Consider the following 26944-nt stretch of genomic DNA (forward strand, 5'->3'; position numbering starts at 1 on the left):
GTCCGCCCACGGGGATCAGGTCCTGTCGGAGTGGCTCCCGACGTTGGGCACCGGCGGGGTGTCCTTCGGCCTCATGCCGATCTTGGACCCCAGCCACACCAGCGGGTCGTACTTGCGGTCGGCCACCCGTTCCTTCATCGGGATCAGCGCGTTGTCGGTGATGTTGATGTTCTCCGGGCACACGTCCGTACAGCACTTGGTGATGTTGCAGTAGCCCAGCCCGAACTCGTCCTGGGCGATGAGCCTGCGGTCGGCGGTGTCCTCGGGGTGCATCTCCAGCTCCGCCACCCGCATGAGGTAGCGCGGACCCGAGAAGTGCTCCTTGTTCTCCTCGTGGTCGCGGATCACGTGGCAGGTGTTGTTGCACAGGAAGCACTCGATGCACCTGCGGAACTCCTGCTGGCGCTCCACGTCCTCCTGCTGCATCCGGAAGTCGCCGGGCGACTTCTTCGGGTCCGGGGTGAAGGAGGGGATCTCCCGCGCCTTCTGGTAGTTGTACGACACGTCGCACACCAGGTCCCGGACCACGGGGAAGGCGCGCATCGGCGTCACCGTCACGGCCTCGTCATCGTCGAACACGCTCATCCGCGTCATGCACGACAGCTTCGGGTGGCCGTTGATCTCCACCGAGCACGAACCGCACTTGCCCGCCTTGCAGTTCCACCGCACCGCCAGGTCCGGCGTCTGCGTGGCCTGGAGCCGGTGGAGGACGTCGAGCACCACCTCGCCCTCGTTGGCCTCCACCCGGTACTCGGCGAGTCCTCCCTCGCCGGAACCCCGCCACACCCGGAACACACGTTCGCTCATGACTGGCCCTCCTCGGCCGCGTCGCCCGCCGCCCCGGTACCGGGCAGCTCCTCCTCGGTCAGGTACTTGGTCAGCTCGTCGCGTTCGAAGAGGGTGAGCAGCCCGGCCGGAATGTCGGTGACCGGGCGCCGGGACAGCGCCACACGGTCGGACGCGTCCGACCTCGCCTCCAGGTTCACCCTGCGCCATTCCGGCGACATGTCGGGGAAGTCGTCACGGGTGTGCCCGCCGCGCGACTCGGTCCGCTCCAGCGCGGCCGCGGTGACCGCGCGCGCGACCAGGATCATGTTGGGCAGGGCCAGCGCCAGGTGCCAGCCCGGGTTGTACACCCGGTCGCCGGGCGCGCTGAGCATGCGCGACCGCTCCTCCAGCGTGTCCAGGCGCTCCAGGGCCTGCTCCATCTCCGGTCCCCGACGGATGATGCCGACCAGGTCGTTCATGGTCCGCTGTAGTTCGGTGTGCAGTGTGTACGGGTTCTCCCCCTCCCCCTGCTTGAGGAACTCCAGAGCGTAGGAGGCCGCCTCCGTCGCGGCCCGGTCCACGGATCCCCTCGGGGGCGTGCCGTCGCCGAGCCCGTCCAGGTAGGCGGCGGCTCCCATGCCGGCCCTGCGGCCGAACACCAGCAGGTCCGACAGCGAGTTGCCGCCCAGCCGGTTGGAGCCGTGCATGCCGCCCGCCACCTCCCCCGCGGCGAACAGCCCCGGCAGGTCGGAGGCGGCGGTGTCGGCGTCCACCCGCACGCCGCCCATCACGTAGTGGCAGGTCGGACCCACCTCCATGGGCTCCGCGGTGATGTCCACGTCCGCCAGCTCCTTGAACTGGTGGTGCATGGACGGCAGGCGCCTGCGGATCTCCTCGGCGGGCAGGCGCGAGGACACGTCCAGGAACACACCGCCGTGCGGTGAGCCGCGCCCCTCCTTGACCTCGGTGTTGATCGCCCGCGCGACCTCGTCGCGGGGCAGCAGCTCCGGCGGCCTGCGGTGGTTCGCGGGGTCGGCGTACCAGCCGTCGGCCTCCTCCTCGCTCTCGGCGTACTGGGAGCGGAACACGTCCGGCACGTAGTCGAACATGAACCGCCTCCCCCCGGCGTCGCGCAGTACGCCGCCGTCGCCGCGCACCGACTCGGTGACGAGGATGCCCTTGACCGACGGGGGCCAGACCATCCCGGTGGGGTGGAACTGGACGAACTCCATGTTGATCAGGGCGGCCCCGGCCCGCAGCGCCAGCGCGTGGCCGTCGCCGGTGTACTCCCAGGAGTTGGACGTGGTCTGGAAGGCCTTGCCGATGCCTCCGGTGGCCAGGATGACCGCGGGCGCCTCGAAGAGCACGAAGCCGCCGTCCACCCGTCGGTAGCCGAACGCGCCGACGATCCGCTCCGGGCCGTTCCCGCCCCCGCCGGGGGCTTCGGCCTCCTCCCCGCCCGCGGTGATCAGCCGGGTGACCGCGGTCTCGGCGAACACCCGGATGCGTGCCTCGGGATTACCCAGCTCAGCGGCGTCGGCCTGCTGGAGCGCGACGACCCGCTGCTGGAGGGTGCGGATCATCTCCAGGCCGGTGCGGTCGCCCACGTGCGCGAGCCTCGGGTACTCGTGTCCGCCGAAGTTGCGCTGGCTGATCCGGCCGTCCTCGGTGCGGTCGAACAGCGCGCCCCAGTACTCCAGTTCCAGGATGCGCTCGGGCGCCTCGCGGGCGTGCAGCTCGGCCATGCGCGGGTCGTTGAGGAACTTGCCGCCGCGGATGGTGTCGCGAAAGTGCACGTGCCACTCGTCGCCGGCGTTGGCGTTGCCCAGGGCGGCGGCCGCGCCGCCCTCGGCCATCACCGTGTGGGCCTTGCCGAACAGCGACTTGGAGATGACCGCGGTGCGCTTGCCCTGCTCGCGGGCGGCGATCGCGGCGCGCAGCCCGGCTCCGCCCGCCCCGATCACCACGACGTCGTAGGCGTACCGGGTGATCTCGGGTTCTGCTGTGGGGGGCATGTGGTCGTGCCTTCCTTCCCCTCGGGTCAGTTGAGGATGCGGAGGTCGTCGATGGTGCCGCTGGCGATCAGGGCGATGTAGGCGTCCGTGGTCATCAGCGTGGCGATACTGAACCAGCCGAAGAGCATGTGGCGGTTGTTGAGCGTGGAGATGCGGCTCCACATCCAGTAGCGGACCGGGTGTGTGCCGAAACTGCGCAGCCGCCCGCCGAAGACGTGGCGGCACGAGTGGCAGCTGAGCGTGTACCCCCACAGCATGAGCACGTTGACGAGCATGATGATGTTGCCGAGCCCGACGCCGAAGCCGCCGCCGGTCCCGTGGAGGAAGGCGACCAGCATGTCCCACGTGTTGACGGCGGTGATGGCGAAGGCGGCGTAGAAGAAGTAGCGGTGGCCGTTCTGGAACAGCATCAGCGGCCTGGTCTCACCGGTGTAGGTCCGGTGGGGCTCGCGCACGGCGCACGCGGTGGGCGCCTGCCAGATCGAGCGGTAGTAGGCCTTGCGGTAGTAGTAGCAGGTCAGCCGGAACAGCAGCAGGATCGGCAGGCTGACCAGGGCGTAGGGAAAGAGCGGCGGGAACTCCACGGGCAGCCGCCCGAACAGCGCCGCGTCGGGCACGCACTGCTGGGCGATACAGGGCGAGTAGAACGGGGTCAGGTAGTGGTGCTCCTGGACCCAGTAGTGGTCCTGCTGGAACACCCGCAGGGTCGAGTAGACGACGAAGGCGGCCAGGCCCAGCGTGGTGAGAAGCGGGCCCAGCCACCAGCGGTCGGTGCGCAGTGTCCGCTGGGGGATGCGCGCCCGTCCACCTCCGGACTGCGTGCTGTCGGTCGCTGTCATCTGGTGTGGGGCGCGTGCCCCCGCCTCCGGGCGGGAGGGGAAGCCCCTGCCTCCTTCAGCGTGGTTTGGCCGTAACCGTCCGCCCGTGCGCCCGTTGGCGCGGGCGCGGGTTCTTCCATGAGGTCCCGACGGGGCCGGATGGGGCGCGCGGGGTGTGGCTGCCGCTGCTGAGTACCACCACATCCGCCTCCTTCGGCCGCGGCGGCTGCGCCGGGCGGCTCGGGGAGAAGCCGTGGCGAACCTGTCTGCAACGCAACGTTAGGGCGTTGTGATCACGGTCACGTCCCAGGGGGCGGGAAACTTCCGGGAAAGGAATGTGAATTACGCCACTTCTGGCCGCCTTTTTGGGGTGTTTTGCCACCTAATGAGGCGAAAAGTCCCTTGCGTGGATCCCGTCATCGCAGGAGCACGAGTGGCATGTGGTATAAGAGTTGCTCTGGTGACCCAGGAGGTGCCGTGGAGCTCGTTCCGCTCCGTCGGTGCCGTGCCCACGGGTGTCAGTCCGCCTCTTCCCCGGCGATCAGCACCTCCAGGTCCGGTCCCAGCTCCTGCGGCGACATCCCCAGCAGGTACTCGTTGAGGTGGCGGCGGAACGCGTCCGCCGAGTGCGAGGGCTCCACGTCCTTGCGCCGCGCCAGCGCCACCGTCCGCAGCAGGCGCGGCCTGGCCAGCGGCGTACCCCGCAGACCCGGCCGGTTCTTGAGCACCATGCTCGGCACCACCGCCAGCCCCAGGCTCGCCTCCACGAACCGCAGTACGGCGTCCATCTCGCCGCCCTCCACGGCCAGTTCCGGCTCGAACCCCGCCGCGCGGCACGCGCGCAGTGTCGCCTCCCGCACGTCGTAGCCGCGCCGGAACATCACCAGCGGGCGCCCCTTGAGTTCGGTGATGCGGATCGACGCCCGCCCGTTGGGCGAGGGGCCCGACATCGGGCTCGCCACCACCAGGTTCTCCCGCAGGATCGGCGTGGTGGAGAAGTCCGGGTCGCTGCTGTGCAGCGGCAGGATGATCAGGGCCAGGTCCAGCTCACCCCGCCCCAGGTCGCGGATGAGGTCGCGCGAGCCGCTCTCCTCCACCTGGAGCTCGATCCCGGGGTAGCCGGTGTGGAAGTCGGCGAGCACGTCGGCCAGCAGGCCCCCGCACAGCGACGGGGTCGCGCCGAGGCGCACACGGCCCCTGCGTACCCCGGCCAGCTCCGCGACCTCCCGGCGGGCCGTCTCCATGTCGGTGAGCATGCGCTGGGCCAGCGGGAGCAGCGCCTCGCCCGCCGGCGTGAGTGTGATGTTCCCCCTGGCACGACTGAATAACGGTGCGCCCAACTCCTGCTCAAGGCTACGAATCTGTTTGCTCAAGCTCGGCTGGGCAACGCGGGAAAGCTCTGCTGCACGGGTGAAATGGCGCGTGCGGGCCACGGCGACGAAGTAAGCCAGCTGCTGGAACTGCATGTTCCATAGCCTATGGCTATCGACGCCAGCATCGCGATGACTTGGACGTCAGGCTTAACTCGAACTTAAAGTGGCAGGCTGTGGCGAACAGTACCTTGACCAAGAAGCGGTCTACGGCCTACGGGTCCACGGTGGCGCTCAAGGCAGCAATGGCGATCACCGGGGCGATCCTTGTGCTGTATTTGATCGCGCACATGTACGGCAACCTCAAGATCTTCTCGGGACAGGAGGCCTTCGACGGCTACGCCCACAGCTTGCGTGAGCTGGGCTACCCGTTGCTGCCCGAGAGCGGATTCCTGTGGATCTTCCGTTTCGTCCTACTGGCGAGCGTCCTGATCCACATCTACGCGGCGGTGACGTTGTGGGCCCGGGCCCGCAGGGCGCGTCCGGCGGCCCAGCGCTACCAGGTGAACAAGCGGGTGGCCCGCAGCTACTCCTCCTACACCATGCGCTACGGCGGCCTGCTCATCGCGTTCTTCGTGGTCTTCCACATCCTGCACATGACCACGAACGACATCGCGCCCGGCGGCAGGTCCGACAGCCCCTACGAACGGCTCGTGAACGGGTTCCAGCCCGAGTACTGGTACGTGACCCTGTTCTACGTCCTATCCGTGATCATGGTGGGCCTCCACCTGCGGCACGGTATCTGGAGCGGCCTGGCCACCCTCGGCGCCAACATGTCGCGCCGCCAGGGCAGGCTCAACGCGATCGCCCTGGGCATCGCGCTGGTCGTGACCGTCGGCTTCCTGCTTCCGCCTCTGGCGGTCACCTTTGGACTGGTGAGTTAATTGTCTGCGAACGACTTCTTCCTCGAAGGAGACCCGATCCGGGACGAGAAGGCCCCGGAGGGACCGATCAACGAGCGCTGGGACAAGCGCCGCTTCTCGGCCAAACTGGTCAACCCCGCGAACCGGCGCAAGCTCTCGGTGATCATGGTCGGCACCGGCCTGGCCGGCGCGTCCGCGGCCGCGACCCTGGGCGAGGCGGGCTACAACGTCACCTCGTTCTGCTACCAGGACAGCCCGCGCCGCGCGCACTCCATCGCGGCGCAGGGCGGCATCAACGCCGCCAAGAACTACCGCAACGACGGCGACAGCATCTACCGGCTGTTCTACGACACCGTCAAGGGCGGCGACTTCCGCTCCCGCGAGTCGAACGTCTACCGCCTGTCCCAGGCCAGTGTCGAGATCATCGACCAGTGCGTCGCCCAGGGCGTGCCCTTCGCCCGCGAGTACGGCGGTCTGCTCGACAACCGCTCCTTCGGCGGCGTGCAGGTCTCCCGTACCTTCTACGCGCGGGGCCAGACCGGACAGCAGCTGCTGATCGGCGCCTACCAGGCCCTGGAGCGCCAGGTCGCCGCGGGCACCGTCCAGATGAACACCCGCCACGAGATGCTGGAAGTCATCGTCGTGGACGGCAAGGCGCGCGGCGTGATCGTCCGCGACATGGTCACCGGAGAGATCGAGACGCACTTCGCCGACGCCGTGGTGCTGGCCACCGGCGGTTACGGCAACGTGTTCTACCTGTCGACCAACGCGATGGGCTCGAACGTCACCGCGACCTGGCGTGCGCACCGCAAGGGCGCGCTCTTCGCCAACCCCTGCTACACGCAGATCCACCCGACCTGCATCCCGGTCAGCGGTGACTACCAGTCCAAGCTGACCCTGATGAGTGAGTCGCTGCGCAACGACGGCCGTATCTGGGTCCCGAAGAAGCACGGGGACACCCGCGACCCGCGCCAGATCCCCGAGGAGGAGCGCGACTACTACCTGGAGCGCATCTACCCGGCCTTCGGCAACCTGGTGCCGCGCGACATCGCCTCCCGCGCCGCCAAGAACGTCTGCGACGAGGGCCGCGGCGTCGGTAGCAGCGGCCTGGGCGTGTACCTGGACTTCGCCGACGCCATCGGGCGCCTGGGGCAGGAGGCCGTCGAGGCCAAGTACGGCAACCTGTTCGACATGTACCAGCGCATCACCGGCGAGAACCCCTACGAGGTTCCGATGCGCATCTACCCGGCCGTGCACTACACCATGGGCGGGCTGTGGGTCGACTACGACCTGCAGAGCTCCATCCCCGGCCTGTTCGTGACCGGTGAGGCCAACTTCTCCGACCACGGCGCCAACCGCCTGGGCGCCAGCGCGCTGATGCAGGGTCTGGCGGACGGCTACTTCGTCCTGCCCAACACCATCAACGACTACCTGGCCAACGGCCCGTTCGACGAGCTCGACGAGTCGCACCCGGAGGCCGTGGCCGCCAAGGAGCAGGTCACCTCCCGCATCGACAAGCTGCTCTCCATCCAGGGCTCCCGTACCGTCGACTCCTTCCACAAGGAGCTCGGCCACATCATGTGGGAGTACTGCGGCATGGAGCGCAACGAGGAGGGCCTGTCCAAGGCCATCGAGCGCATCCGCGAACTGCGCGCGGAGTTCTGGCGCGACGTCAAGGTGCTCGGCACCAACGACGAGTTCAACCAGGCTCTGGAGAAGGCCAACCGCGTGGCCGACTTCCTGGAGCTGGGTGAGCTCATGTGCGTCGACGCCCTGCACCGCCGTGAGTCCTGCGGCGGCCACTTCCGCTCCGAGAGCCAGACCGAGGACGGCGAGGCACTGCGCCACGACGACGAGTTCGCCTACGTCGCGGCCTGGGAGTTCGGCGGCGAGGACAGCAAGCCCGTGCTCCACAAGGAAGCCCTGGAGTACGAGTACGTCGAGATGAAGCAGCGGAGCTACAAGTGAACATCACTCTGCGCGTATGGCGTCAGAAGGGCCAGGACGACGAGGGCCGCCTGGCCACCTACAAGCTCACCGACGTCTCCCCGGACATGTCGTTCCTGGAGATGCTCGACGTTCTCAACGAGAAGCTCACGCTGGAGAACGAGGACCCGGTCGCCTTCGACCACGACTGCCGTGAGGGCATCTGCGGAGCCTGCGGCGTCGTGATCGACGGCGAGGCCCACGGGCCCGAGCGCACCACCACCTGCCAGCTGCACATGCGCAGCTTCAAGGACGGCGACACCATCACGGTGGAGCCGTGGCGGGCCCAGGCGTTCCCGGTCGTGAAGGACCTGGTCGTGGACCGCGGGTCGTTCGACCGCATCATCCAGGCGGGCGGCTTCATCAGCGCCCCGACGGGTACCGCGCCGGACGCCCACGCCAACCCGATCCCGAAGCCGGACGCGGACCGCGCCTTCGACGCCGCTACCTGCATCGGCTGCGGCGCGTGCGTGGCGGCCTGCCCGAACGCCTCCAGCATGCTGTTCACCGCCGCGAAGGTCACCCACCTGGGCATGCTCCCGCAGGGGCAGCCCGAGCGGGCCTCGCGCGTGGTGCAGATGATCAACCAGCAGGACGAGGAGGACTTCGGCGGCTGCACCAACATCGGTGAGTGCGCCGCGGTCTGCCCGAAGGGCATCCCGCTGGACACGATCTCGCAGCTCAACCGCGACCTGCTGGGATCGCTCAGCAAGGGCGGCTGACCTTTCGGGTCCTTCGCGCGACACGGGGCCGTGTTCCTTCGGGAGCGCGGCCCCCGCTGTCTTCCCGGACCGGTCACCGCGCGGGAGGCATGGGCCTTCCGAGCCGCTCGGCGATCTCGGGGACGTCCACCAGGCCGCCGGTGGTGACGTCGATGATCGCGGAGACGTCGGCCTTCGTGAGGTAGCGCGTCACCCGGCCAGCCTCGCCAGCAGCCCGGCGTCCTCGTCGGCGGTCTCCAGGGCGTACCGGCGAACCTTCTCGGTCCGACGGCACGCGGTCGGGCTCAGGACGGGTCGCGCAGCAGGAAGTAGTTGGTCCCCGCGTCGGGGCTCTCCACCTCGCGGATCACCTGGAAGCCGAACCGCTCGTAGAAGCCGACGGTCTTGTCGCCGAGCGTCTGGGTGAACACCGGGAGCCGCTCGGAGTCCGCCCTGTCCAGCCCGGCGGAGAGCAGCCCGCCCCCGATCCCGGTACCGGTGACCGCCGGGTCCACACCCAGCGCGGCCAGGTACAGGTGCGGCTCCTGGGGCGCGGCCAGCTTCCACTCGGCGAACACGCGGACGAACGCGGCCAGCCGTGAGCGGCCGATCAGGGGCGCCCAGTGCGGCCAGGTGCGCAGCGACACCAGCTGGCCCTCGGGGTTGGCGGCGGGAGGCGCCCACAGCGCCGCGCCACGCACCACCGGCGCGTCCTCGGACTCGTCCCGGGTCTCGGTGACCCGCGTCCCGCCCGAGGGGACGTAACCGAAACCCGCGGTCAGGGCGAAGAAGCGGCGGGTCCTGGCCACGCGCAGTTCGTCGTCGGGGAAGAGCCAGCGGAAGAACGGATCCTCGTGCGCTGATCTGCTCATGACTCGTGCGACACCGGCTACGTCGTCGATCGTGGCGGGGCGTGCGGCTGCTGTGACGCTCGGACTCATCCCTGGTTCTCTCTGATTAGGGGCCTTTCGCCCATGGTAGATCACGGAACTGTCACGACAGTGTGGTGATGGATGCCGGAGCGACGGAAGCGGCGGATGTGGTGCCTGGGACCGGCTGGTCGAACGCGTGCGCGCGCACCCAGGCGTGCATGGCGATCGCGGCCGCGGCCCCGGCGTTGATCGACCGGGTCGAACCGAACTGGGCGATCGACAGCACGGCCTGGCACACACGCCGGGCCTCCTCGGACAGGCCGGGGCCCTCCTGGCCGAACACCAGCACGGCGTTCCGCGGCAGGGGGTAGGTCTCCAGCGGTACGGCCCCCGGCAGGTTGTCGATCCCGATCAGCGGCAGCCCGCGCTCGCCCGCCCACGCCACCAGCGCCTCGGTGCCGGGGTGGTGGTGGACGTGCTGGTAGCGGTCGGTCACCATCGCGCCGCGCTTGTTCCAGCGGCGGCGGCCCACGATGTGCACGGCCGCGCACCCGAACGCGTTGGCGGTGCGTACGACCGAGCCGATGTTGAAGTCGTGCGACCAGTTCTCCACGGCGACGTGGAAGGGATGGCGCATGGTGTCGAGGTCGGCCACGATCGCCTCGCGCCGCCAGTACCTGTAGCGGTCCACGACGTTGCGGCGGTCGCCCTCGGCCAGCAGTTCGGGGTCGTAGTGGTCGCCCTCGGGCCAAGGGCCGTCCCACGGGCCCACACCCACCTCACGTGCCTCGTCCTCACCGTTCGCGGGCGCGCGGGACGCGGATTCCCCGTCCGCGCCGGACGGTGTGGACAGGGCGGACGGCGGGGAGGCGGACCAGGGTACGGGGTGCTCGTTCATCCGTTCCAGCTTACGAACGTCCCACGGTACGAGCCGCCCGTACCGGAGCGCACGCCCGGAGCTTGTCCGGTGAAGGGCCGCCTGGCGGAGCGCGGCCCTTCACCAGGCACGGCTCAGAGGGTGATGTCCCCGTGGAAGTCCCTGCCCTGGAGGACCCGGGCGCTGCCGCTCACGTCGCCCTGGATGCTGTTGTGCACGGCGCCGTCGCCCTCCTGGACGAACTCCCGGCGCAGTTCTCCCATCAGGCGGCCGATCTCGGGGTCCTCCCCCTCGGCGTGCTCCAGGTGCGCGGCGACGGTGGCCAGGGCCGCCTGGTCGCCTGAGTCCAGACGGGCCCCGTCCAGGGCGTCCTGGGCCTCGGGGACCGAGCGGAAACGGGCGAAGACCCTCGCGCACAGGGACTTGAAGGCGGCGACGGTGACGTCGGTGGCCGACTCCGTGATCTTGGTTACCGCGCCGCTGGCGACAGCGGTGGCGATGGCGAGGGCGGCGGGATCGGCCATGGGGTGCGTTCCTTCGGGTCGGGGTGTCTCCTTCCCCCAGTCTCCCCGTCAGGACCGGCGCTGTCGCCTTCTTCCGGTCAGAAAGAGGGTCACCGCGCGCCAGCCGAGCATGGTCGCGGCCAGGAACAGGGAGGTGACCAGGACGAAGCTGAGCGGGGCGCCCCCGCCGGTGAGCAGGCGCAGCACCATCCCCCCGGCCACGGTCACGGCCCACACGAACACACCGACCGGCCAGATCCGGACAGGGGCGGTCCAGGCGAGGGTGACCACCCAGCCCAGGACCGTTCCGGCCGCGAACGGCCACGCGGTCGAGGCGATCGAGGCCAGCGCCGTGCCGGTCTCGTGGTCGGCCCTGCCGATCACGACGAAGGCGAGCACGCAGGCCAGGTCGGCCAACAGGGCGACGAGGGCGCGTGGCACCGTTGAGGAACGCATGCGGCCAGGTTACGCGTGGTCCTCCCGGGTCCTTTGGAGGGGCGGGGCGCGGTCGCGGCCCCGGTCCGCGGCCGGGCGCGAACCAACGCCGGCGGAGCGGTGTCCTACGTTGGTGGTGGCCGGACCGCCGACACCGAGCGCTGACCGAGTCCCGTTCGAGCCCGGATTCCAGGAGATCGCTGACGCCTTGAACGCCGTTCCCCCGCCCCCGCCCACGGACGCGGAACCGTCTCCCCTCCCGCGTGGCATGCGTCCGCTCGCCGCCGACGAGCCCCGGCACGTCGGCCCCTTCCGGCTGGTCGGCCGGATCGGCGCGGGCGGCATGGGGGTGGTCTACGCCGCGCTGGACGGCTCCGACCGGCGCGTGGCGGTCAAGTGCGTGCACCGCGCCTACGCGGGGAACAAGGAGTTCCGCGCGCGGTTCGCCCGTGAGGTCGCCCTGGTGCGTCGGGTGCGCGCGTCCTGTCTCCCCGGGTTCCTGGGCGCGGACACCCGTGCGGACACGCCGTGTCTGGCCACCGAGTACGTGCCGGGGTCGACCCTGGACACCCACGTGCGCGAGCGCGGCCCGCTCGGAGGCAGAGCCCTCACCGCGCTCGCTCTGGGCGCGGCCGAGGCGCTGGCGGCGGTCCACGCGGCGGGCGTGGTGCACCGCGACCTCAAGCCCGGCAACGTGATCCTGTCCCCGGGCGGGCCCAAGGTGCTCGACTTCGGCATCGCCCGGGCGGTCGACGGCACCGCCCTCACCCGCACCGGCGGCCTGTTCGGCACCCCGGGATGGGTGGCGCCCGAGCAGTACGGGGGCAGGAGGCCACCGACCGGTCCGACATGTTCGCCTGGGCGGGCCTGGTCGCCTTCGCCGCCACCGGCCGTGACCCCTTCGGCAAGGACACGGCCGACGCGGTCTCGCGCCGGATCCGCGACGGGGAGCCGGACCTGGACGGTGTCCCGCCTGAGCTGCTGGACCCGGTGCGGCGGGCCTTCGACAAGGACCCGCGGCGGCGCCCCACGGCGCTGGAGGCGCTCACCGAGCTCAGCGGCGGCTGGAACGCCACCCGGGTCCAGCCGGTCCAGGGGGACGCGGTCACCGAGGTCGTCCCCGGCCTGCTGGCCACCGAGTGGCAGGGTGTGCGCGCGCCGGAGCCCCGGCGGGTGCGCCGTTCCGGCCGTGCGCCGCTGCTCGCGGTGGTGGCCGCAGTGCTGGTCGCGGCCCTGGTCGGGGCCTGGGTCGCCTGGCCCGATGGGGGACAGGAGGGGGAGACCGCCGCTGGGGAGGAGGAGCCGGGAGGGGGCGGCGCGGACGGCCGGACTGAGGAGCAGGTCCCCGCCGTCCAGGCCGGCCCCGAGGACACGGAGGCCGTGGTGGAGGAGGCCGTCGACCTGGCCCTGGGCGCGTCGAGCTTCCTGGCCTACTCCGCGACGAGGGACGCCGAGACGGCCACGGGGGCCACCAACCGCTTCTTCTACACCGAGGATCCCGAACCCAGGTACCTGGAGACCAGTTACCAGGGCCCCGCCACGTACACGGTCATGGAGATCGGCGAGGGGCCGGACGACGTCCTGGCCCGCACCGACTCCAACCTCGTCGGGGTGGTCGAGGGGGACTTCTACCGTCCCGCGCCGGAGGAGACCGAGGGCGGGCCCCGGCAGCGCTGGACGTCGGAGGTGGAGTCCCTCGGCGCGCTCTCCGGCGAGGGTGCCCGGGTCAGTTACGAGGGGGAGTCGGCGCCCCCCGCCACGGACTACCCCGAGGACATGGCCGAGGGGATCGAACTGGGAGGCCGGACGGGACACCACTACACCGGCACCTACCTCGGCGACTCCGTGCAGGCCCCGGACCAGGGGACCGAGATCGCCTTCGACCTGTGGATCGACGGGGACGGCTGTCCCCAGCACTTCCAGACCTACGAGTCCTGGGAGGGGGAAGGGATCAACGGCACCTACGAGGACGGCTTCTCCACGGTCCTCGGCTTCCTCGGGTTCAACGGCCCCGTGGAGATCGAGGTCCCGGACGAGTCGGAGATCGCCGCCTCCCGGGAGGAGACGTAGACGGGGCGGACCGCCCGGGCGGTGCCCCGCCCCGGTGCCGTACGCGGAGAACGCGCACGGCACCGGTACCCGGACGGGGCTACTCCTTGCTCCGGAGGCTCTCCTTGAGGAACTCCACCTGGAGCAGCACCAGGTTCTCCGCGACGGTCGGGTCCGAGGGCGAGTGTGTCACCCCCGACAACGGCAGCACCGTGTGCGGGCGGCCCGCCGCCATCAGCGCCGACGACATCCGCTGCGTGTGCGCGAACGCCACGTTGTCGTCCGACAGCCCGTGGACCATCATCAGCGGCCGTTCCAGTCCGGCCGCCTCGTCCAGCAGCGAGCTGCGCTCGTAGGCGCCGGGCTCCTCCTCGGGGGTGCCCAGGTAGCGCTCGGTGTAGTGGGTGTCGTACAGAGTCCAGTCGATGACGGGCGCGCCCGCCACCGCGGCGTGGAACACGTCCGGACGGCGCAGCACGGCCAGCGCCGCCAGGTACCCGCCGAACGACCAGCCGTGGATGCCCACCCGGGACAGGTCCAGGCAGTCGAACCGCTCCGCCGCGTCCTCCAGCGCCGTCACCTGGTCCTCCAGGACCGGTCCGGCCAGGTCGAGGTGGATGCTCTGCTCCCACTCCACACCGAGGCCCGGGGTGCCGCGGCCGTCCGCGATGAGTACCGCGAACCCCTGCTCGGCGTACCACTGGGCGGACAGGTACGCGCCGCGCGCGTACAGCACCCGCTGCGCGTGCGGACCGCCGTAGGGCGCCACCAGCACCGGCAGCCGGCGCTGGTCGCCGTGATACCAGGACGGCAGTACGAGCGCGGCCGGGATCCGCCGCTCACCGGCGCGCCAGAACTCCACGCGCGGCTCCGGCAGGTCCGGGACCTCGGCGAGGCTCTCGATCTCGGAGCGGGCGCGGCGCGTCTCGGTACTGGCTCCGCGTACCACCATCGTGCGCACGCCGGAGAACTCCATCGACCTGTGCTGCACCACCAGGGTGTCGCCGCGCAGCCGACCCGAGCGCACGCCGCTGTGCGCGCCCGAGCCGGTGGCGCCGCCCCCGTGCCCGGGCACCTCCACCGGCGCGGACAGGCCCGTGTCCAGCTCGACCAGCCACAGGGACACGTCGCCGGGGCTGCCCGCGGGCGAACCCGAGTACAGGACCCGGTCGCCGTCCACGTCCACCACGCCGCGCACGTACACGTCGGCGGGGCTGACCGGGCGGTCTCCCACATGGACCCGGGGCTCACCGCCCGCCTCGCGGCCGATCCACACCAGCTCGCCCGAACCGGTGTAGGCGGGCACGCCCGGCATCAGCTCGACCCACACGTCGTCGGACTCGGTGCGCACCCGCACGACCAGGCCCGTGGCCGGATCGGCGCTGAAGAGGGCCAGTGTGCGCTGGTCGCGGCTCTGCGCGGTGAACACCAGGGTCGGCGTGCCGTCGGGGCCGGTCGTCCAGCCGACCGTCGCCAGGTAGGGCAGGGCCTCGCGGTCCCACTCCATCCAGACGGGCTCGGGCCGTTCGTCCGAGGGCCGGCCGACCGGGAACACGGCCAGGCGCACGTCCGCGTTGGTCCCGCCAGCGGGCGGGTAGCGCAGAGCGGTCGGTTCCTGGCCGGGGTTGCCGGGGTCGGACACGTACCAGGTGTTCACCTCGGACTCGTCCACGCGTGTGACGGCGAGGGTGGAGCCGTCCGGAGCCCACCAGAAGCCCCGGTAGCGGCTCATCTCCTCGGCGGCCACCAGCTCGGCCAGACCCCAGGTGACGTCGGGGCCCTCCGGTTCGACGATCACCCGGTCGCCGTGGTCGGGATCGGCGCCGGAGATCTCGATGACGTGTACGGCGCCGCCGCTGACGTAGGCGACCCGGTCACCCGCCGGGTTGATCCTCGGGTCCACGACGGGGGTGACGGCGGGCAGTTCGCGGGGGACGGTGTCGTCGCCGACGAGGTCGACGTAGAACAGCCGTCCGGACAGGGTGAACACGGCACGGGTGAACGCCTCGTCCACCGTGTACGAGACGATGCCGCCGCCGCTCTCGCGCAGCCGCTCACGGCGGGCCCGCTCCTCGGGGGGAAGGTACTCGTCGTCGGCGCCCAGGGTCCTGGGGTCGGCGAGCACCGTGGCGGTCCCCGACCCCTCCGCCTCATGGATCCACAGACAGGTGGCGGCGTCCACCCCGTCGCGGCCCCGGAGGAAAGCGACGCGGCTTCCGTCCGGAGAGATCTCGAACGCGCGCGGAACACCGGTCGTGAAGCGTTGGGTGCGGGCTTGTTGGCGAGGAAAGCTCATAAGCAGATTGTGTCCCATATCGCGGACGGCCCGGGCGCTGCTGCCCGCCCCGGACGCGGGAGGCCGTCAGAAAAGCGGGCGAAACGCCTCTCGGGCCTGGGCGAGTGCGCGATGTGGTGGGTGGCCCGCGTGTGCGACCGGTATCGTTCGCTGCGTGACTGACAGGCGACTGATGATGGTGCACGCGCACCCGGACGACGAGAGCATTGTCACCGGAGCCACCCTGGCCAGGTACGCGGCGGAGGGGGCCGGTGTCACCCTGGTGACCTGCACGCTGGGGGAGGAGGGCGAGGTCATCCCGTCGGACCTCGCGCACCTGGCGTCCGACCGCGAGGACACCCTCGGCGAGCACCGGATCGGCGAGCTCGACAAGGCCTGCCTCGCCCTGGGCGTGCGCGACCACCGCTTCCTGGGCGGCCCCGGCCGCTACCGGGACTCGGGGATGATGGGCGCGCCCACCAACGAGCACCCGAAGGCCTTCTGGGACGCGGACGTGGAGGAGGCCGCCGCACGGTTGGCGGAGATCATCCGCGAGGTCCGCCCGCACGTGCTGGTCAGCTACGACGAGCACGGCGGCTACGGGCACCCCGACCACATCCAGGCCCACCGGGTCGCACGCCGGGCCTTCTCCCGGGCCGGGGACCGCTCCGTGCCCGGCACGCCCTGGCGGGTACGCAAGCTCTACGCCATCGCCCAGCCGGTCTCGCGCATCGAGGAGTCCATCGCCCGGCTCAACGAGGAGGCGGGTCCCTTCACCCCGCCCGCGCGGATATCCGACATCGCCAGGGGCACCTCCGACACGATGGTGACCACCCGTGTGGACGCCACCGGCCACTGGGCGGCCAAGGCGCTGGCGATGCGCTCCCACGCCACCCAGATCACGGTGGAGGGCGAGCGCTTCGCCCTGTCCAACGGCATCGCGCAGGAGATCGACGCCGTCGAGTACTTCACCCTGCTGATGGGCCCGACGCCGCGCGTCCGCCGCGGCGAGTACGAGACCGACCTGTTCGCCGGGCTGTGACCGCGGCCGGTGGGACGGACCGTCTACCCTCGTCTACTGTGACCACACCTGAGACCGGCCCACCCGCGGAGGGCGGGGCCTCCCGTAGATCCCTGTCGCCGGTGCTGACCGCGGCCACCCTCGTGGTCCTGCTGCTGCTCGGTACCGCGGTGGGGCTGTTCGCCACCACCGGCGCGGGCTGGCTGAACCTGTACTGGGACGCGGGCCAGCCGGCTCCGGTCCTGATGGCCGCCGGGCTGCTGGCCTTCCTGGCGCTGTTGTACGGCGCCTGCCGCCTGTGCGCGTGGGGCGGCCGCCGCCCCTCCGCTGCGGCGGTCTTCGCGGTCGGCTACCTGGCTGCGGTGATCGCCCTGATCGGTTACAGGCCGGGCGGGGACCTGGTGCTCACCAACCACATCATGCACAACGCCTACCTGTTCGGGTCGATGCTGGTGCTGATGTTCGCGGTTATCCGCAGCGGCGTCTTCGCCTTCGTGACGGATCCGCCCCGCCAGCACCGAGGTGCCCGACAGCGATGATCCTGCCCGTACTGGCAACCTCGACCGCCGGCACCGCCAGTACGGGCAAGATCATCCGGTGAGTGCTTCCGGTCACCGCAGACGCAGGGCACAAGGCGCGTCAGGTCCAGAACTGTAGGAGCAGTTCGCCGTAGAAGGCGATCCCGGCGAACACCGGGTTGGGCAGGACCAGGTCGAACAGGGCGTAGACCTGGTTCACCAGGGCGTCGTTGAGGCCGGGGAACCACAGGACCGCGAACACGGCGACCGAGCCGAACAGCGCGTTGGCGCGCGCGGCGGGGACCCACTTGCCCCGCGTCCAGGCGGCCAACACCTCGAAGCCGTCCAGGCCCGGGACCGGCAGCAGGTTGACCAGGGCGGCGGTCAGGTTCGCGAAGCACAGGAACGCCATCGCCGAGATCGCCCAGTTGGTGGTGTCGTTGCCCGGGGGCACCAGGACCGACACGGCGGCGGCGAGGGCGGCGGCCAGCAGGAGGCTGGCCAGCGGTCCGGCGAGCGCCACCAGTACGCGGCGGCCCCGGTGCGGGATCCGGTCCCAGTCCACGTAGGTGGGCGGGCCGGTCATACCGAAGGCGCCGAGGCCGAGGTAGGCCGAGGGCAGGACCAGGCCGGCGAAGGCCTGCTGGTACGCGAACGGGTTCAGCCGCAGGTAGGCGCTGCCGCGCAGGGAGCGGTCACCGGCCAGGTAGGCGGTCAGCGCGTGCGCGAACTCGTGGACGGCCACGGACGCGATCCATCCGAGCAGGATGAGCAGCGGTGGAACCAGCGGGGTGACGTCCGTGCCGTCGGCGGCCCAGTCCAACTCGACGGCCCGCCACGACAGCCAGCCCGCGAACCCGGTCAGACCCAGCAGCATGACGAACACCGGGCTGGGCAGGAAGTCCACCCAGCTACCGGACGTGACGCCGTCGGCGCCCTTCTCAGAAGGCCCGTCCGCGTCGTCGGACGGGACCCGCTCGTCCGGCTTCGCGGTGCCCCCCGTGTCCGTGTCGGCCTCTGCCTCGGGAGCGTCGGCGCCGTCGGCGTCCTCGCCCAGCCCCGGCCGGTTGAGGGCGTCCTCGGGCATCTGCTCCCACGGGTCGGCGCCGACCGTCCCGCCCCTCTCGGGCACGTCGGTTGTCTCCGCCTTCTGCGGCGGCTCGGGCGTGGGCATGGTGCTCCTGCGGCTCGCGGGTGGTCCGCGTCCAGATTAGGCCCTGCACGGCACCCCTTCGCAGCGGGTGCCGCCCGGCGCCTCAGCCGTGCACTCCGGGCCCCGAAGTACCCGTCGACCGGCCGGGGACCAGGGCGTCCCGGCTTCCGCGAGCCGCGGGGCCCCGGTTACACCACTGCCCGGGGAGCCACCGCCGACTGGTGCAGACAGGCGATCGCGAACGCCCGCCCCGAGGCGGTCAGCTCCCGGCGCCCGGTACCGTCGTCGTCGGTGAGCAGCCCCAGGGCCTCCATCAGCCAGCCCACCGCCATCACCAGAGCGCGCACCTGGTCCGAGGCCGTCTCCGCGGTCCGCCGGTGCGACGCCGCGTGCCTGCCCGCGGCCACCGGCGGTTCCACCGGAACCCATCCCGATTCGGTCAGCGCCCGCTCGGCCGTCTCCACGTCCGACTCACCGCGGCGCGCGTGCGACCCCGTGCCCTGCGGGGTGCGTGCCAGCAGCATGCCCAGCAGCGTCTCCGCGGCGGCCTGCTCCAGACCGCCGGTACGGCACAGAGTCTCGGTGGCCGCCTGCCACAGCGCCTCGGGGTCCTTCCGCAGCTGCCGGCCGCGCCGGGTCAGCACCAGGCGGCGGCCCGACCGGCGCACCGCGCGCATGCCCCGCAGCGCCTGGTGCAGGGCGATCAGCTGGGTGGCGTCGGTCTCGCTGCGCGGCGGCTCGGGCGAGGTCCGCCACCCGAAGTCCGTGCACATCTGCCGCACCACGCTCGGCGAGATGTAGCCGATCTGGGTGAGCGCGATACCGTCCGCCGCCAGGTCCAGCAGCCGTTGCAGCGGCGCCATCGCCGCGTCCGCGGCGCGCGGCACGTCCGCGCCCGCGATGATCTGGCCCACCAGCGGCCACAGGCGCTGCCGGTGCGGGTACGCGGACGAGCTCAGCCAGGCCCGCACCCGCTCCTCCCGTATGCGGTCCAGGTGGCTCAGCCCCCGGTTGTCCGGCTGGGTGAGGAACGACCGGGCGAACCGCTCCTGCGCGGGCCGCCATCCGCGCTTGCCGGGCCGTACGTCTCCCAGCGTGATCGCCAGCTCCAGAGCGGACGCGGCCTCGTGGCGGGCCCGGATCTCGGCGTCGCCGACCGCTGTCCCCCAGGTCAGCTCGGGCAGATCCGGCGGCTCCACACCCGACTCCCACATGAGCCGTTCGTACATGGTCAGCCCGGCGGTGTGGTCCTCGGCGTAGACGGTGATCAGGGTCGCGGTCTCCGGGGCCGTGCAGATCTGCGCGTACCTGTACAGCTGGAGGAGAGCGAGGAGGTTGCCGAGGGAACGGGCCGCGAACAGCTGGTCCTCGGTGGAGTCCTGGAAGCGAACCGGTAGTTCGAACCAACAGAACCGCTGGACGGTGTGCTGGTTGAGCCCTTCGATCCTCTGTTCCGGTGCCAACGTGTCCAACGCCGACCGTGCCATGTCGGCCGCCCGCTCGTCCCGCCGGGCCAATTCGGCGAGGGCGGACGCTACTGCTTCGCGCATGATGGGCGCTCACCACCTCCCCGCGTACCGGGCGCCCGCTTCCGCGTGGGTGTCCCGCTGGGGGGCGCGATGCTTCGTTGTCGGTTCCCCGGCGGGCTGATCGGGCCCGCCCCCGGGGCTGTGCGTGTCCTACCCCGCATGGGGTGAAGAATGCCTCTGTTCAGGCGCGACATACGCGCCGCGTACCGTCCGCCGGGCGGACGGCACTGTGGTTCGCCACTGGCGTGGCCCCGGGACGGCACGGGTGTCAGGGCGCCTGCGGAGGGCGCCCGCCGCGACGACGCGGGGGGACGGGGGGAACGATCCGACTCGCGACGATGGTCGACTCCACGACCTCCACCGCGGAGCCGTCGCGTCGGCGTACGGTGAGGACGCCGTCGTCCCAGGACTCCACGACACCGACGATATCGGTGAACCCGCCCTCGGGGAGGCGGATTCGTATGGAGACTCTCCGATCAACGTCCTCCGAGGAGATCCGGTGGACGAAACGCCCGCCCATGTGCATGGAAATGCCCCCCGAATGTGCGCTGGGTGTTCTTCGCCGTCATACTAGGAGTACGACATCTGTGCCAATCGCTTGCAGAGGCCGGGCACGGGGCAGGGCGCCCGCACGCCGACCCCGTCCGGAGACTCTGAAGGTCCCGCCTCCCCCGTGGGAACGCGGGGGTGAGACAAGGAGTACGACGTGACCTACGTCATCGCGCAGCCCTGTGTTGATGTGCTGGACAAGGCGTGCATTGACGAGTGCCCCGTGGACTGCATCTACGAGGGCGACCGCATGCTCTATATCCACCCGGACGAGTGCGTTGACTGCGGTGCGTGTGAGCCGGTCTGCCCGGTCGAGGCCATCTACTACGAGGACGACCTGCCCGAGCAGTGGTCTGAGTACTACAAGGCCAACGTCGATTTCTTCGACGACCTGGGATCCCCGGGCGGCGCCTCCAAGGTGGGCAAGATCGACCGCGACCACCCGATCGTGGCCAAGCTGCCGCCGCAGGCCGAGTAGTTCTGCGGTGCGCCGGGCGGGTCCCGGCGGCCCCGCCGAAGCGGTACGCACCCTTATGGCGCAGAGGGTGCGCGAACGCGCGGCCCTGAGGCAACGCGCCGCGTCGGCCCCGTGTGGCGGGGCCGGCGCGGTTTCCGGGCGGACCCGAACTGGATGGAGTGTGCACCGATGGCCGAGCGGCGACCCGTGGCGGACCGGCTCCCGACCTTCCCGTGGGACCGGCTGGCGCCGTACAAGCAGAAGGCCTCCGCGCATCCGGACGGCATCGCCGACCTGTCCGTCGGCACCCCCGTCGACCCGGTGCCCGCCATCCTTCAGAAGGCCGTCGCCGACGCCGCCGACGCGCCCGGCTACCCGCAGACCTGGGGCACCCCGAGGCTGCGCGCGTCCATCGAGGGATGGCTGGACCGCCGCCACGGCGTGAGCGTGGCGGAGGGGGCCGTCCTGCCGGCCGTGGGCTCCAAGGAGCTCGTGGCCTGGCTGCCCACCCTTCTGGGGCTGGGCGAGGGCGACACGGTCGTCCACCCCGAGCTGGCCTATCCCACCTACGACATCGGCGCGCGCATCGCGGGGGCGGCCCCGGTGGCCTCCGACGGCCTGGCGGCCCTCGGCCCCGCGCGGGTCGGGCTGGTGTGGGTGAACTCTCCGAGCAACCCGACCGGGCGGGTGCTGGGCGTTCCACACCTGCGCAAGGTCGTCCAGTGGGCACGTGAACGCGGCGTGATCGTCGCCTCCGACGAGTGCTACCTCGACCTGGGCTGGGACGGCACCGAGCCGGTGTCCGTCCTGCACCCGGACGTGTGCGGTGGCTCCCACGAGAACCTGCTGGCCGTGCACTCGCTGTCCAAGCGCTCCAACCTGGCCGGGTACCGCGCGGCCTTCGTCGCCGGCGACCCCGCACTGGTCCAAGAGCTGCTGGCGGTGCGCAAGCACGCCGGGATGATCGTCCCGGCGCCCGTCCAGGCCGCCATGGGGGCCGCGTTGGACGACGACGCTCACGCCGTCGAGCAGAAGGAGCGCTACCGGTACCGCCGCGCCAGGCTCCGAGAGGCCTTCGAGGGCGCGGGCTGGCGCATCGAGCATTCCGACGCAGGGCTGTACCTGTGGGCGAGCCACCCCGACCACGACGCCTGGGGCGCGGTCGCCCACCTCGCCGAACGCGGTGTGCTGGTAGCCCCCGGCGACTTCTACGGCCCCGCGGGCGCCGGCCATGTGCGCGTGGCGTTCACCGCCACAGACGAACGGGTGGAGGCCGCCGCCGAGCGCCTGGCCTGAGCCGGGGAGGGCCGACAGCGTACCCTCGCCCGGCGCCGAGGACACGGCACCGCGTCGGGACGGGCACTCTCGGCGGGGACGGCGTCCCCCGGGGGCCCGCCTACTCGATGACGACGCGGCCCTCGGTGACGGCGTCCTCGGTCGTGCTCCAGCTCTCGGCGCCGTCCGCGCCGTCCGAAACGTGCCACCGCTGGTCGCCGTACGCCACCGACGTCAGCCCGTACTCCTCCGCGTGGGCCACCGCCCACAGGGCCATCGCCCATCCCAGGTCGCCGGTCCGCGGCTCCTGGTCCTCGTCCACCGGCAGGGCGGCCGGGTCGGTGCCGAACACCCGGGCCATCTCCTCCTCGGCACCGGCGACGTCCGCGTCGCCGGTCCGCAGCGAGTCCACGGTCTCGGCGTCGTACCAGCAGGTCACCGCCGGACCCCGGGCACCGGTGAACACCTCGGCCATCCGCTCGGACAGGGGCTCGTGCTGGTCGTAGGCGTAGCCGTCCGCGCTGTGCTGCACCGCCTGGGCCGCCTCGAACACCGGGATGGCGTCCCAGCCGTCCACCTCCACCAGCTCGTCGTAGAACGCGCGGCTGGAGAACACCGGGTCGAGGATCTCCTCCGGATCGCCCCACTCCTGCGACGGACGCTGCTGGAACAGGCCCAGGGAGTCCCGGTCCCCGTACTCCACGTTGTAGAAGGCCGACTCCTGCCACACCGTCGCGTAGGCGACGGTCACCGCCTCGGGCGGCAGGTCCCGGCTGAAGGCCACACCGCCCACGACGGCCGCGCTCACGGCCTGTGTGTCCTCCACCAGGTACTCGCCGTCGGACAGCTCCAGGCGGCACCCGGGCTCCGGTGGCGGGGTCGTGTCGAGCGGCTCGAACGTGGTCAGCACGTAGTACGCCCCGGCGACGAGGACGCCGCACACGAGGGTGAGGGAGAACAGGATCTTGACGAAGGCGGAGAATCTCCGGCGCTTACTGGGCACAGGCGAACCAAGGGGTCGGCGACAGGGGTGGGCGCGCTGCCCGGGGAGACGGGTCTCCCGTGCCGCGCGAGGGGCGCACGCGGCGCCACGGCCGAATTGTAGTCGCCGCCGCGGAAAGCGTCGGTGCGCTCGAACGGAGGTGACCGGCACATCGGTGAGGGGGATGCACCCGCATGCTCGGGAGCGGCTAACGTGGGTGCACATGACCAGCTCGTACTCCAGTCCGCTGCCCGACCAGATCGACGAACTCTGGGAGAGGCGCACCGAACTCACACCGGACCACGCCGAAGCGCGCGAGACCATCACCGGCGCGATCGACCAGATCGACGAGGGCAAGGCCCGTGTGGCCTTCGTCGACCCCTCCACCGACGAGGTCGTGGTCGACGAGCGCGCCAAGCGCTCCATCCTCCTCGGCTTCAAGGTCCTGGACATGAAGGAGTCGCAGGTCGGCGACTTCTACTACCACGACCGCATGCCGCTCAAGACCCGCTTCGACGGCGTCCGCGTCGTCGCGGGCGCGATCGCCCGCTGGGGCTCCCACCTCGCCCCCGGCGTCGTCCTGATGCCGTCCTTCACCAACATCGGCGCCCACGTCGGCTCCGGCACCATGGTCGACGCCTGGGCCACGGTCGGTTCCTGCGCCCAGGTCGGCGAGAGGGTCCACCTGTCCGGCGGCGTCGGCGTCGGCGGTGTCCTCGAACCCCCGCAGGCCTCCCCGGTGATCATCGAGGACGAGGCGTTCCTCGGGTCCCGCAGCATGGTCGTCGAGGGCGCCCGTGTGCGCACCGGCGCCAAGCTCGGCGCGGGCACCATCCTGACCTCCTCCACCCGCGTGTTCGACGCCGAGACCGGCGAGGAGCTCCCGCGCGGCGAGGCCCCGGCCTGGTCGGTGTGCGTCACCGCGAACCGCACCAAGAGCTTCCCCGGCGGTGACTTCGGCATGCCGGTGCTGCTCGTGCTCAAGCGCCTGGAGAAGGGGCAGGAGCACGACAAGCTCGCCCTGAACGACCTGCTCCGCGAGCACGGCGTCAACGCCTAGAGGTCCTTTCGGCCTCCGCCGCGCCGGGGCGTCCCCTCCGTACACGGGAGAAGGGGCGCCCCGGTGCGTTTCCGCCGTGCGGTGGGGGCGCGGGGACAGGGTTGCGATAGGCGGGGGGACGGGATGCGGTAGATGTAGGAACAGCTATCCAACCTCACCGAAACGGGGCGACACATGCTGGACCTGACCTCGGACGCGGCGTCCCTGACCGCCTCCCTCGTGGACATCCGTTCCGAGAGCGGTGACGAGAAGGTCCTCGCCGACGCGGTCGAGAACGCCCTGTCGGACCTTCCCCACCTCACCGTCGCACGCGACGGCGACGCCGTCATCGCCCGCACGGACCTCGGCCGTCCCCGCCGCGTCGTCGTCGCCGGGCACATCGACACCGTCCCCATCGTCGACAACGTCCCCTCCCACACCGCTGACGGCCGCCTCTACGGGTGCGGTACCTCGGACATGAAGGCGGGTGTGGCCGTCCAGCTCAGGATGGCCGCCCTGGTCGCGGAGCCGGTGCACGACGTCACCTACGTCTTCTACGACAACGAGGAGGTCGACGCCTCCCGCAACGGCCTGTTCCGCATGGCCCGCCACCACCCGGAGTGGCTGGCCGGGGACTTCGCGGTCCTCATGGAGCCCACCGGCGGCGTCATCGAGGGCGGGTGCCAGGGCACCATGCGTGTGGAGGTCACCGCCAGGGGCAGGCGCGCCCACAGCGCCCGCTCCTGGATGGGCGAGAACGCGATCCACGGAGCCGGGGCCGTCCTGGACGTCCTGCGCGCCTACACCCCCCGCGAGCCCGAGGTGGAGGGGCTGCGCTTCCACGAGGGCCTCAACGCCGTGTTCATCGAGGGCGGGGTCGCGGGCAACGTCATCCCGGACGAGTGCGTGGTCAAGGTCAACTACCGGTTCGCCCCCGACCTGTCGGTCGCCGGCGCCGAGGCGCACCTGCGGGAGCTCTTCGACGGGTTCGAGGTGACGGTGGTGGACGCCGCCGCCCCCGCGCGCCCCGGACTGGACGACCCGTCGGCCGCCGCGTTCGTCGCCGCGGTGGGGGAGGGCAGCGCCCGGGCCAAGCTCGGCTGGACCGACGTGTCCCGCTTCTCCGAGCTGGGCGTACCCGCCGTCAACTACGGTCCCGGCGATCCGATGCTCGCCCACACCAAGGACGAGTACGTCGAGACCGCCAGGATCCACGAGGCCGAGGAGCGCATGGTCGCCTGGCTGACCGGAACCCGCTGAGTCCCGGGCCTTTCACGGGCGCTCCCGCGTCCCCTCCTCCCCCGGATCCACGTCCGTCCCGGCCTGCGCGGACCCGCTCCGCGCAGCCCGCCTCGGCTCCGGCGCCGGGGGTCGGGGGTCGGCGGTCGGGGCGGAGCGGCCGCTTGTGGTCATCGTCGCGTCATGCGTGGTTCAGGTGTGAGCTGGTTCCACGCGGATAGCTTTACGGCATGACGGAAGAAGAAGAGCAGGTACGACGGGCGGGCCCTCTCACCTACCGGGGCCGGTCCATCCCCAACACCACCACCGACCAGAGGCTTCTCGACCAGCGGGGGCCCACGGACTGGGTGCACACCGACCCCTGGCGCGTGCTGCGCATCCAGTCGGAGTTCGTGGAGGGCTTCGGCCTGCTGTCGGAGCTGCCCTCGGCGGTGAGCGTGTTCGGGTCGGCCAGGATCAGGCCCGGCAACCGCTACTACGACCTCGGCGTCGAGATGGGGGCCAAGCTCGCGGAGTCCGGGTACGCCACCATCACCGGCGGCGGGCCGGGGATCATGGAGGCCGCGAACAAGGGTGCCCAGAAGGCGGGCGGGCTGTCCGTCGGGCTCGGTATCGAGCTGCCGTTCGAGCAGTCGCTCAACGACTACATCGACATGGGCATGACCTTCCGGTACTTCTTCGTTCGCAAGACGATGTTCGTGAAGTACTCCCAGGCCTTCGTGGTGCTGCCCGGGGGCTTCGGCACACTGGACGAGCTGTTCGAGTCGTCCACCCTCGTGCAGACCAACAAGGTCACCCGGTTCCCCATCGTGCTGATCGGTACCGAGTTCTGGGGCGGGCTGAGGGACTGGGTGCGGGACAGCCTGATGGAGAACGAGCTGATCAAGCCGCACGACATGGAGTTGGTCCAGGTCGTCGACGACCCCGACGAGGTCGTCGACATCATTCGCAAGTCCCACCTGGACATCGCCCGCCAGCACGAGGAGTCCCAGCAGCGACCCGGCCCCGAGCAGTAGGGGAGCGGTACGGCGGGCCGACGCGCGCGGGCCGTCACGGCCCCGGAGCCCGCCGTGCCCCTCCTGCCCGGCCCTCCCCGCCAACGGGGTGTGGCACGATCGTGTCCGTGCCTGTTCTCATCATGGTCCTCGTTGCCGCTGCCGCGCTGGCTGTGCTCGTCGGCGTCGTGTACGTCGTGCTGGGCAAGGGCGGCCAGCTCGCCCGCTTCGAGGCCGACTACCCCCCGCTCGCCCTGCCCGAGGACCGACCCGTCCAGGCGTTCGATCTCGGCCGCCTGATGCTGCCCCTCGCCATGTGGGGCTACAACGTGCGCGCCGTGGACGAGTTGCTGCTACGCCTGACCGACACGCTGCGCGGGCGCGAGGAGCGGATCCGGGACCTGGAGTGGCGCCTGTCCCGCCTCGACCCGTCCTACGTTCCGGAGGGGACCGGCCCCCGGCCCGGCTCACGCCTGCCTGGCGACGCCTACGCCCCCGAGAGGGAGGCCGCGGGGGCGGACCCGGGCCACGGGGCGGCCGACCCGGTACGGGCCGGGGAGAGCCCGAACGGGGCGGACGGCGGTGCCGGGAACGACGACGGAGCGCGCGAGGCCGACGGCACGCCGGCCGGCGGCGGCCACGACCGCTGACCCCG

At 71.3% G+C, this 26944-nt stretch carries 25 protein-coding genes and 1 pseudogene; 13 read left to right on the top strand and 13 right to left on the bottom strand.

From position 1 onward, the window contains the following. Positions 1-15: 15 nt before the first annotated feature. From AC0T5L_RS00520 to AC0T5L_RS00535, 4 genes are all read right to left on the bottom strand, one after another. Positions 16-807 (bottom strand): succinate dehydrogenase/fumarate reductase iron-sulfur subunit, encoded by a 792-nt coding sequence (locus tag AC0T5L_RS00520; RefSeq protein WP_476163298.1) that lies wholly within the window; start codon positions 805-807, stop codon positions 16-18. Next, positions 804-2783 carry a fumarate reductase/succinate dehydrogenase flavoprotein subunit gene (locus tag AC0T5L_RS00525; RefSeq protein WP_476163299.1) on the bottom strand — a complete coding sequence of 660 codons (1980 nt, stop codon included), beginning with the start codon at positions 2781-2783 and terminating at the stop codon, positions 804-806. Before AC0T5L_RS00525 ends, AC0T5L_RS00520 begins: the two co-directional genes overlap by 4 nt. 26 nt (positions 2784-2809) lie before the next feature. Further along, complete coding sequence (locus AC0T5L_RS00530) at positions 2810-3622, bottom strand: hypothetical protein (RefSeq protein WP_476163300.1); 813 nt, start codon at positions 3620-3622, stop codon at positions 2810-2812. Positions 3623-4119: 497 nt separating this feature from the next. Beyond that, positions 4120-5067 (bottom strand): LysR family transcriptional regulator, encoded by a 948-nt coding sequence (locus AC0T5L_RS00535; protein ID WP_476163301.1) that lies wholly within the window; start codon positions 5065-5067, stop codon positions 4120-4122. A gap of 131 nt (positions 5068-5198) precedes the next feature. Here AC0T5L_RS00535 and AC0T5L_RS00540 point away from each other — a divergent pair, with 131 nt between their 5' ends. From AC0T5L_RS00540 to AC0T5L_RS00550, 3 genes are read left to right on the top strand one after another with little or no spacing between them, the layout of a single operon-like run. Beyond that, complete coding sequence (locus AC0T5L_RS00540; protein ID WP_476163416.1) at positions 5199-5855, top strand: succinate dehydrogenase cytochrome b subunit; 657 nt, start codon at positions 5199-5201, stop codon at positions 5853-5855. Next, positions 5856-7802 (top strand): fumarate reductase/succinate dehydrogenase flavoprotein subunit, encoded by a 1947-nt coding sequence (locus tag AC0T5L_RS00545; RefSeq protein ID WP_476163302.1) that lies wholly within the window; start codon positions 5856-5858, stop codon positions 7800-7802. Continuing rightward, positions 7799-8542 (top strand): succinate dehydrogenase/fumarate reductase iron-sulfur subunit, encoded by a 744-nt coding sequence (locus AC0T5L_RS00550; RefSeq protein ID WP_476163303.1) that lies wholly within the window; start codon positions 7799-7801, stop codon positions 8540-8542. The genes AC0T5L_RS00545 and AC0T5L_RS00550 overlap by 4 nt, the downstream gene beginning before the upstream one ends. A gap of 284 nt (positions 8543-8826) precedes the next feature. On the opposite strand, the gene AC0T5L_RS00555 is transcribed toward AC0T5L_RS00550, so the two are convergent. From AC0T5L_RS00555 to AC0T5L_RS00570, 4 genes are all read right to left on the bottom strand, one after another. Beyond that, positions 8827-9462: a GNAT family N-acetyltransferase gene (locus tag AC0T5L_RS00555; protein ID WP_476163304.1), complete on the bottom strand. Its 636-nt coding sequence runs from the start codon at positions 9460-9462 to the stop codon at positions 8827-8829. A gap of 52 nt (positions 9463-9514) precedes the next feature. Further along, the gene (locus AC0T5L_RS00560; protein ID WP_476163305.1) at positions 9515-10291 is read right to left on the bottom strand and encodes a TrmH family RNA methyltransferase; all 777 of its coding nucleotides are present in this window, start codon (positions 10289-10291) and stop codon (positions 9515-9517) included. A gap of 113 nt (positions 10292-10404) precedes the next feature. Then, entirely contained in the window at positions 10405-10794 is a 390-nt protein-coding gene (locus AC0T5L_RS00565; protein WP_476163306.1) for a hypothetical protein, read from the bottom strand. Positions 10795-10842: 48 nt separating this feature from the next. Then, complete coding sequence (locus AC0T5L_RS00570) at positions 10843-11229, bottom strand: DUF3054 domain-containing protein (RefSeq protein ID WP_476163307.1); 387 nt, start codon at positions 11227-11229, stop codon at positions 10843-10845. 322 nt (positions 11230-11551) lie between these two features. On the opposite strand from AC0T5L_RS00570, the pseudogene AC0T5L_RS00575 reads away from it, so the two are divergent. Together AC0T5L_RS00575 and AC0T5L_RS00580 are read left to right on the top strand one after the other, a co-directional pair. Then, positions 11552-11965 (top strand): annotated as a pseudogene (locus AC0T5L_RS00575) (protein kinase domain-containing protein); the annotation flags it as partial. 41 nt (positions 11966-12006) lie between these two features. Next, positions 12007-13278, top strand: a complete 1272-nt coding sequence (locus AC0T5L_RS00580; protein WP_476163308.1) for a serine/threonine-protein kinase — start codon at positions 12007-12009, stop codon at positions 13276-13278. 79 nt (positions 13279-13357) lie between these two features. Here the strand turns inward: AC0T5L_RS00580 and AC0T5L_RS00585 are convergent, their stop codons facing one another. Further along, positions 13358-15553 carry a S9 family peptidase gene (locus tag AC0T5L_RS00585; protein ID WP_476163309.1) on the bottom strand — a complete coding sequence of 732 codons (2196 nt, stop codon included), beginning with the start codon at positions 15551-15553 and terminating at the stop codon, positions 13358-13360. A gap of 154 nt (positions 15554-15707) precedes the next feature. Here AC0T5L_RS00585 and mshB point away from each other — a divergent pair, with 154 nt between their 5' ends. Both mshB and AC0T5L_RS00595 read left to right on the top strand, forming a co-directional pair. Next, positions 15708-16574 (top strand): N-acetyl-1-D-myo-inositol-2-amino-2-deoxy-alpha-D-glucopyranoside deacetylase, encoded by an 867-nt coding sequence (gene mshB / locus AC0T5L_RS00590; protein WP_476163310.1) that lies wholly within the window; start codon positions 15708-15710, stop codon positions 16572-16574. A gap of 38 nt (positions 16575-16612) precedes the next feature. Continuing rightward, complete coding sequence (locus AC0T5L_RS00595; RefSeq protein WP_476163311.1) at positions 16613-17092, top strand: hypothetical protein; 480 nt, start codon at positions 16613-16615, stop codon at positions 17090-17092. Positions 17093-17192: 100 nt separating this feature from the next. Here AC0T5L_RS00595 and AC0T5L_RS00600 read toward each other — a convergent pair whose 3' ends face one another. The 3 genes from AC0T5L_RS00600 to AC0T5L_RS00610 form a co-directional block, all read right to left on the bottom strand. Further along, positions 17193-18245, bottom strand: coding sequence for a site-2 protease family protein (locus tag AC0T5L_RS00600; protein WP_476163312.1), 1053 nt, complete (start codon positions 18243-18245; stop codon positions 17193-17195). Between the two features lie 167 nt (positions 18246-18412). After that, positions 18413-19774, bottom strand: coding sequence for a hypothetical protein (locus AC0T5L_RS00605; protein WP_476163313.1), 1362 nt, complete (start codon positions 19772-19774; stop codon positions 18413-18415). A gap of 247 nt (positions 19775-20021) precedes the next feature. After that, entirely contained in the window at positions 20022-20279 is a 258-nt protein-coding gene (locus AC0T5L_RS00610; RefSeq protein WP_476163314.1) for a putative acetyltransferase, read from the bottom strand. A 180-nt stretch (positions 20280-20459) separates the two neighbouring features. On the opposite strand from AC0T5L_RS00610, the gene fdxA reads away from it, so the two are divergent. Further along, a complete protein-coding gene (gene fdxA, locus AC0T5L_RS00615) occupies positions 20460-20780 on the top strand; it encodes a ferredoxin (protein ID WP_476163315.1) in 321 nt (106 codons plus the stop codon). Between the two features lie 168 nt (positions 20781-20948). Continuing rightward, positions 20949-22055, top strand: a complete 1107-nt coding sequence (dapC, locus tag AC0T5L_RS00620) for a succinyldiaminopimelate transaminase (RefSeq protein WP_476163316.1) — start codon at positions 20949-20951, stop codon at positions 22053-22055. A 100-nt stretch (positions 22056-22155) separates the two neighbouring features. On the opposite strand, the gene AC0T5L_RS00625 is transcribed toward dapC, so the two are convergent. Continuing rightward, complete coding sequence (locus AC0T5L_RS00625) at positions 22156-23037, bottom strand: hypothetical protein (protein WP_476163317.1); 882 nt, start codon at positions 23035-23037, stop codon at positions 22156-22158. A gap of 202 nt (positions 23038-23239) precedes the next feature. Between AC0T5L_RS00625 and AC0T5L_RS00630 the strand changes: the two genes are divergently transcribed. The 4 genes from AC0T5L_RS00630 to AC0T5L_RS00645 all read left to right on the top strand — a co-directional run bounded on the left by AC0T5L_RS00630 (position 23240) and on the right by AC0T5L_RS00645 (position 26939). Beyond that, positions 23240-24076 (top strand): 2,3,4,5-tetrahydropyridine-2,6-dicarboxylate N-succinyltransferase, encoded by an 837-nt coding sequence (locus tag AC0T5L_RS00630; protein WP_476163318.1) that lies wholly within the window; start codon positions 23240-23242, stop codon positions 24074-24076. A gap of 174 nt (positions 24077-24250) precedes the next feature. Further along, complete coding sequence (gene dapE / locus AC0T5L_RS00635) at positions 24251-25315, top strand: succinyl-diaminopimelate desuccinylase (protein ID WP_476163319.1); 1065 nt, start codon at positions 24251-24253, stop codon at positions 25313-25315. Positions 25316-25524: 209 nt separating this feature from the next. Further along, complete coding sequence (locus tag AC0T5L_RS00640; RefSeq protein ID WP_476163320.1) at positions 25525-26310, top strand: LOG family protein; 786 nt, start codon at positions 25525-25527, stop codon at positions 26308-26310. 107 nt (positions 26311-26417) lie between these two features. Then, positions 26418-26939 (top strand): hypothetical protein, encoded by a 522-nt coding sequence (locus AC0T5L_RS00645; RefSeq protein ID WP_476163321.1) that lies wholly within the window; start codon positions 26418-26420, stop codon positions 26937-26939. Positions 26940-26944: the final 5 nt, after the last annotated feature.

It is taken from the genome of Nocardiopsis sp. TRM 82005 (assembly GCF_056312425.1).

Coding starts and splice junctions, on each gene's coding strand:
- AC0T5L_RS00555 (WP_476163304.1), bottom strand. CDS start 9,462: ATGAGTCCGAGCGTCACAGCAGCCGCACGCCCCGCCACGATCGACGAC.
- AC0T5L_RS00610 (WP_476163314.1), bottom strand. CDS start 20,279: ATGCACATGGGCGGGCGTTTCGTCCACCGGATCTCCTCGGAGGACGTT.
- AC0T5L_RS00565 (WP_476163306.1), bottom strand. CDS start 10,794: ATGGCCGATCCCGCCGCCCTCGCCATCGCCACCGCTGTCGCCAGCGGC.
- AC0T5L_RS00580 (WP_476163308.1), top strand. CDS start 12,007: ATGGGTGGCGCCCGAGCAGTACGGGGGCAGGAGGCCACCGACCGGTCC.
- dapE (WP_476163319.1), top strand. CDS start 24,251: ATGCTGGACCTGACCTCGGACGCGGCGTCCCTGACCGCCTCCCTCGTG.
- AC0T5L_RS00520 (WP_476163298.1), bottom strand. CDS start 807: ATGAGCGAACGTGTGTTCCGGGTGTGGCGGGGTTCCGGCGAGGGAGGA.
- AC0T5L_RS00630 (WP_476163318.1), top strand. CDS start 23,240: ATGACCAGCTCGTACTCCAGTCCGCTGCCCGACCAGATCGACGAACTC.
- AC0T5L_RS00585 (WP_476163309.1), bottom strand. CDS start 15,553: ATGAGCTTTCCTCGCCAACAAGCCCGCACCCAACGCTTCACGACCGGT.
- AC0T5L_RS00605 (WP_476163313.1), bottom strand. CDS start 19,774: ATGCGCGAAGCAGTAGCGTCCGCCCTCGCCGAATTGGCCCGGCGGGAC.
- AC0T5L_RS00525 (WP_476163299.1), bottom strand. CDS start 2,783: ATGCCCCCCACAGCAGAACCCGAGATCACCCGGTACGCCTACGACGTC.
- dapC (WP_476163316.1), top strand. CDS start 20,949: ATGGCCGAGCGGCGACCCGTGGCGGACCGGCTCCCGACCTTCCCGTGG.
- AC0T5L_RS00560 (WP_476163305.1), bottom strand. CDS start 10,291: ATGAACGAGCACCCCGTACCCTGGTCCGCCTCCCCGCCGTCCGCCCTG.
- AC0T5L_RS00535 (WP_476163301.1), bottom strand. CDS start 5,067: ATGCAGTTCCAGCAGCTGGCTTACTTCGTCGCCGTGGCCCGCACGCGC.
- AC0T5L_RS00570 (WP_476163307.1), bottom strand. CDS start 11,229: ATGCGTTCCTCAACGGTGCCACGCGCCCTCGTCGCCCTGTTGGCCGAC.
- AC0T5L_RS00530 (WP_476163300.1), bottom strand. CDS start 3,622: ATGACAGCGACCGACAGCACGCAGTCCGGAGGTGGACGGGCGCGCATC.
- AC0T5L_RS00640 (WP_476163320.1), top strand. CDS start 25,525: ATGACGGAAGAAGAAGAGCAGGTACGACGGGCGGGCCCTCTCACCTAC.
- AC0T5L_RS00600 (WP_476163312.1), bottom strand. CDS start 18,245: ATGCCCACGCCCGAGCCGCCGCAGAAGGCGGAGACAACCGACGTGCCC.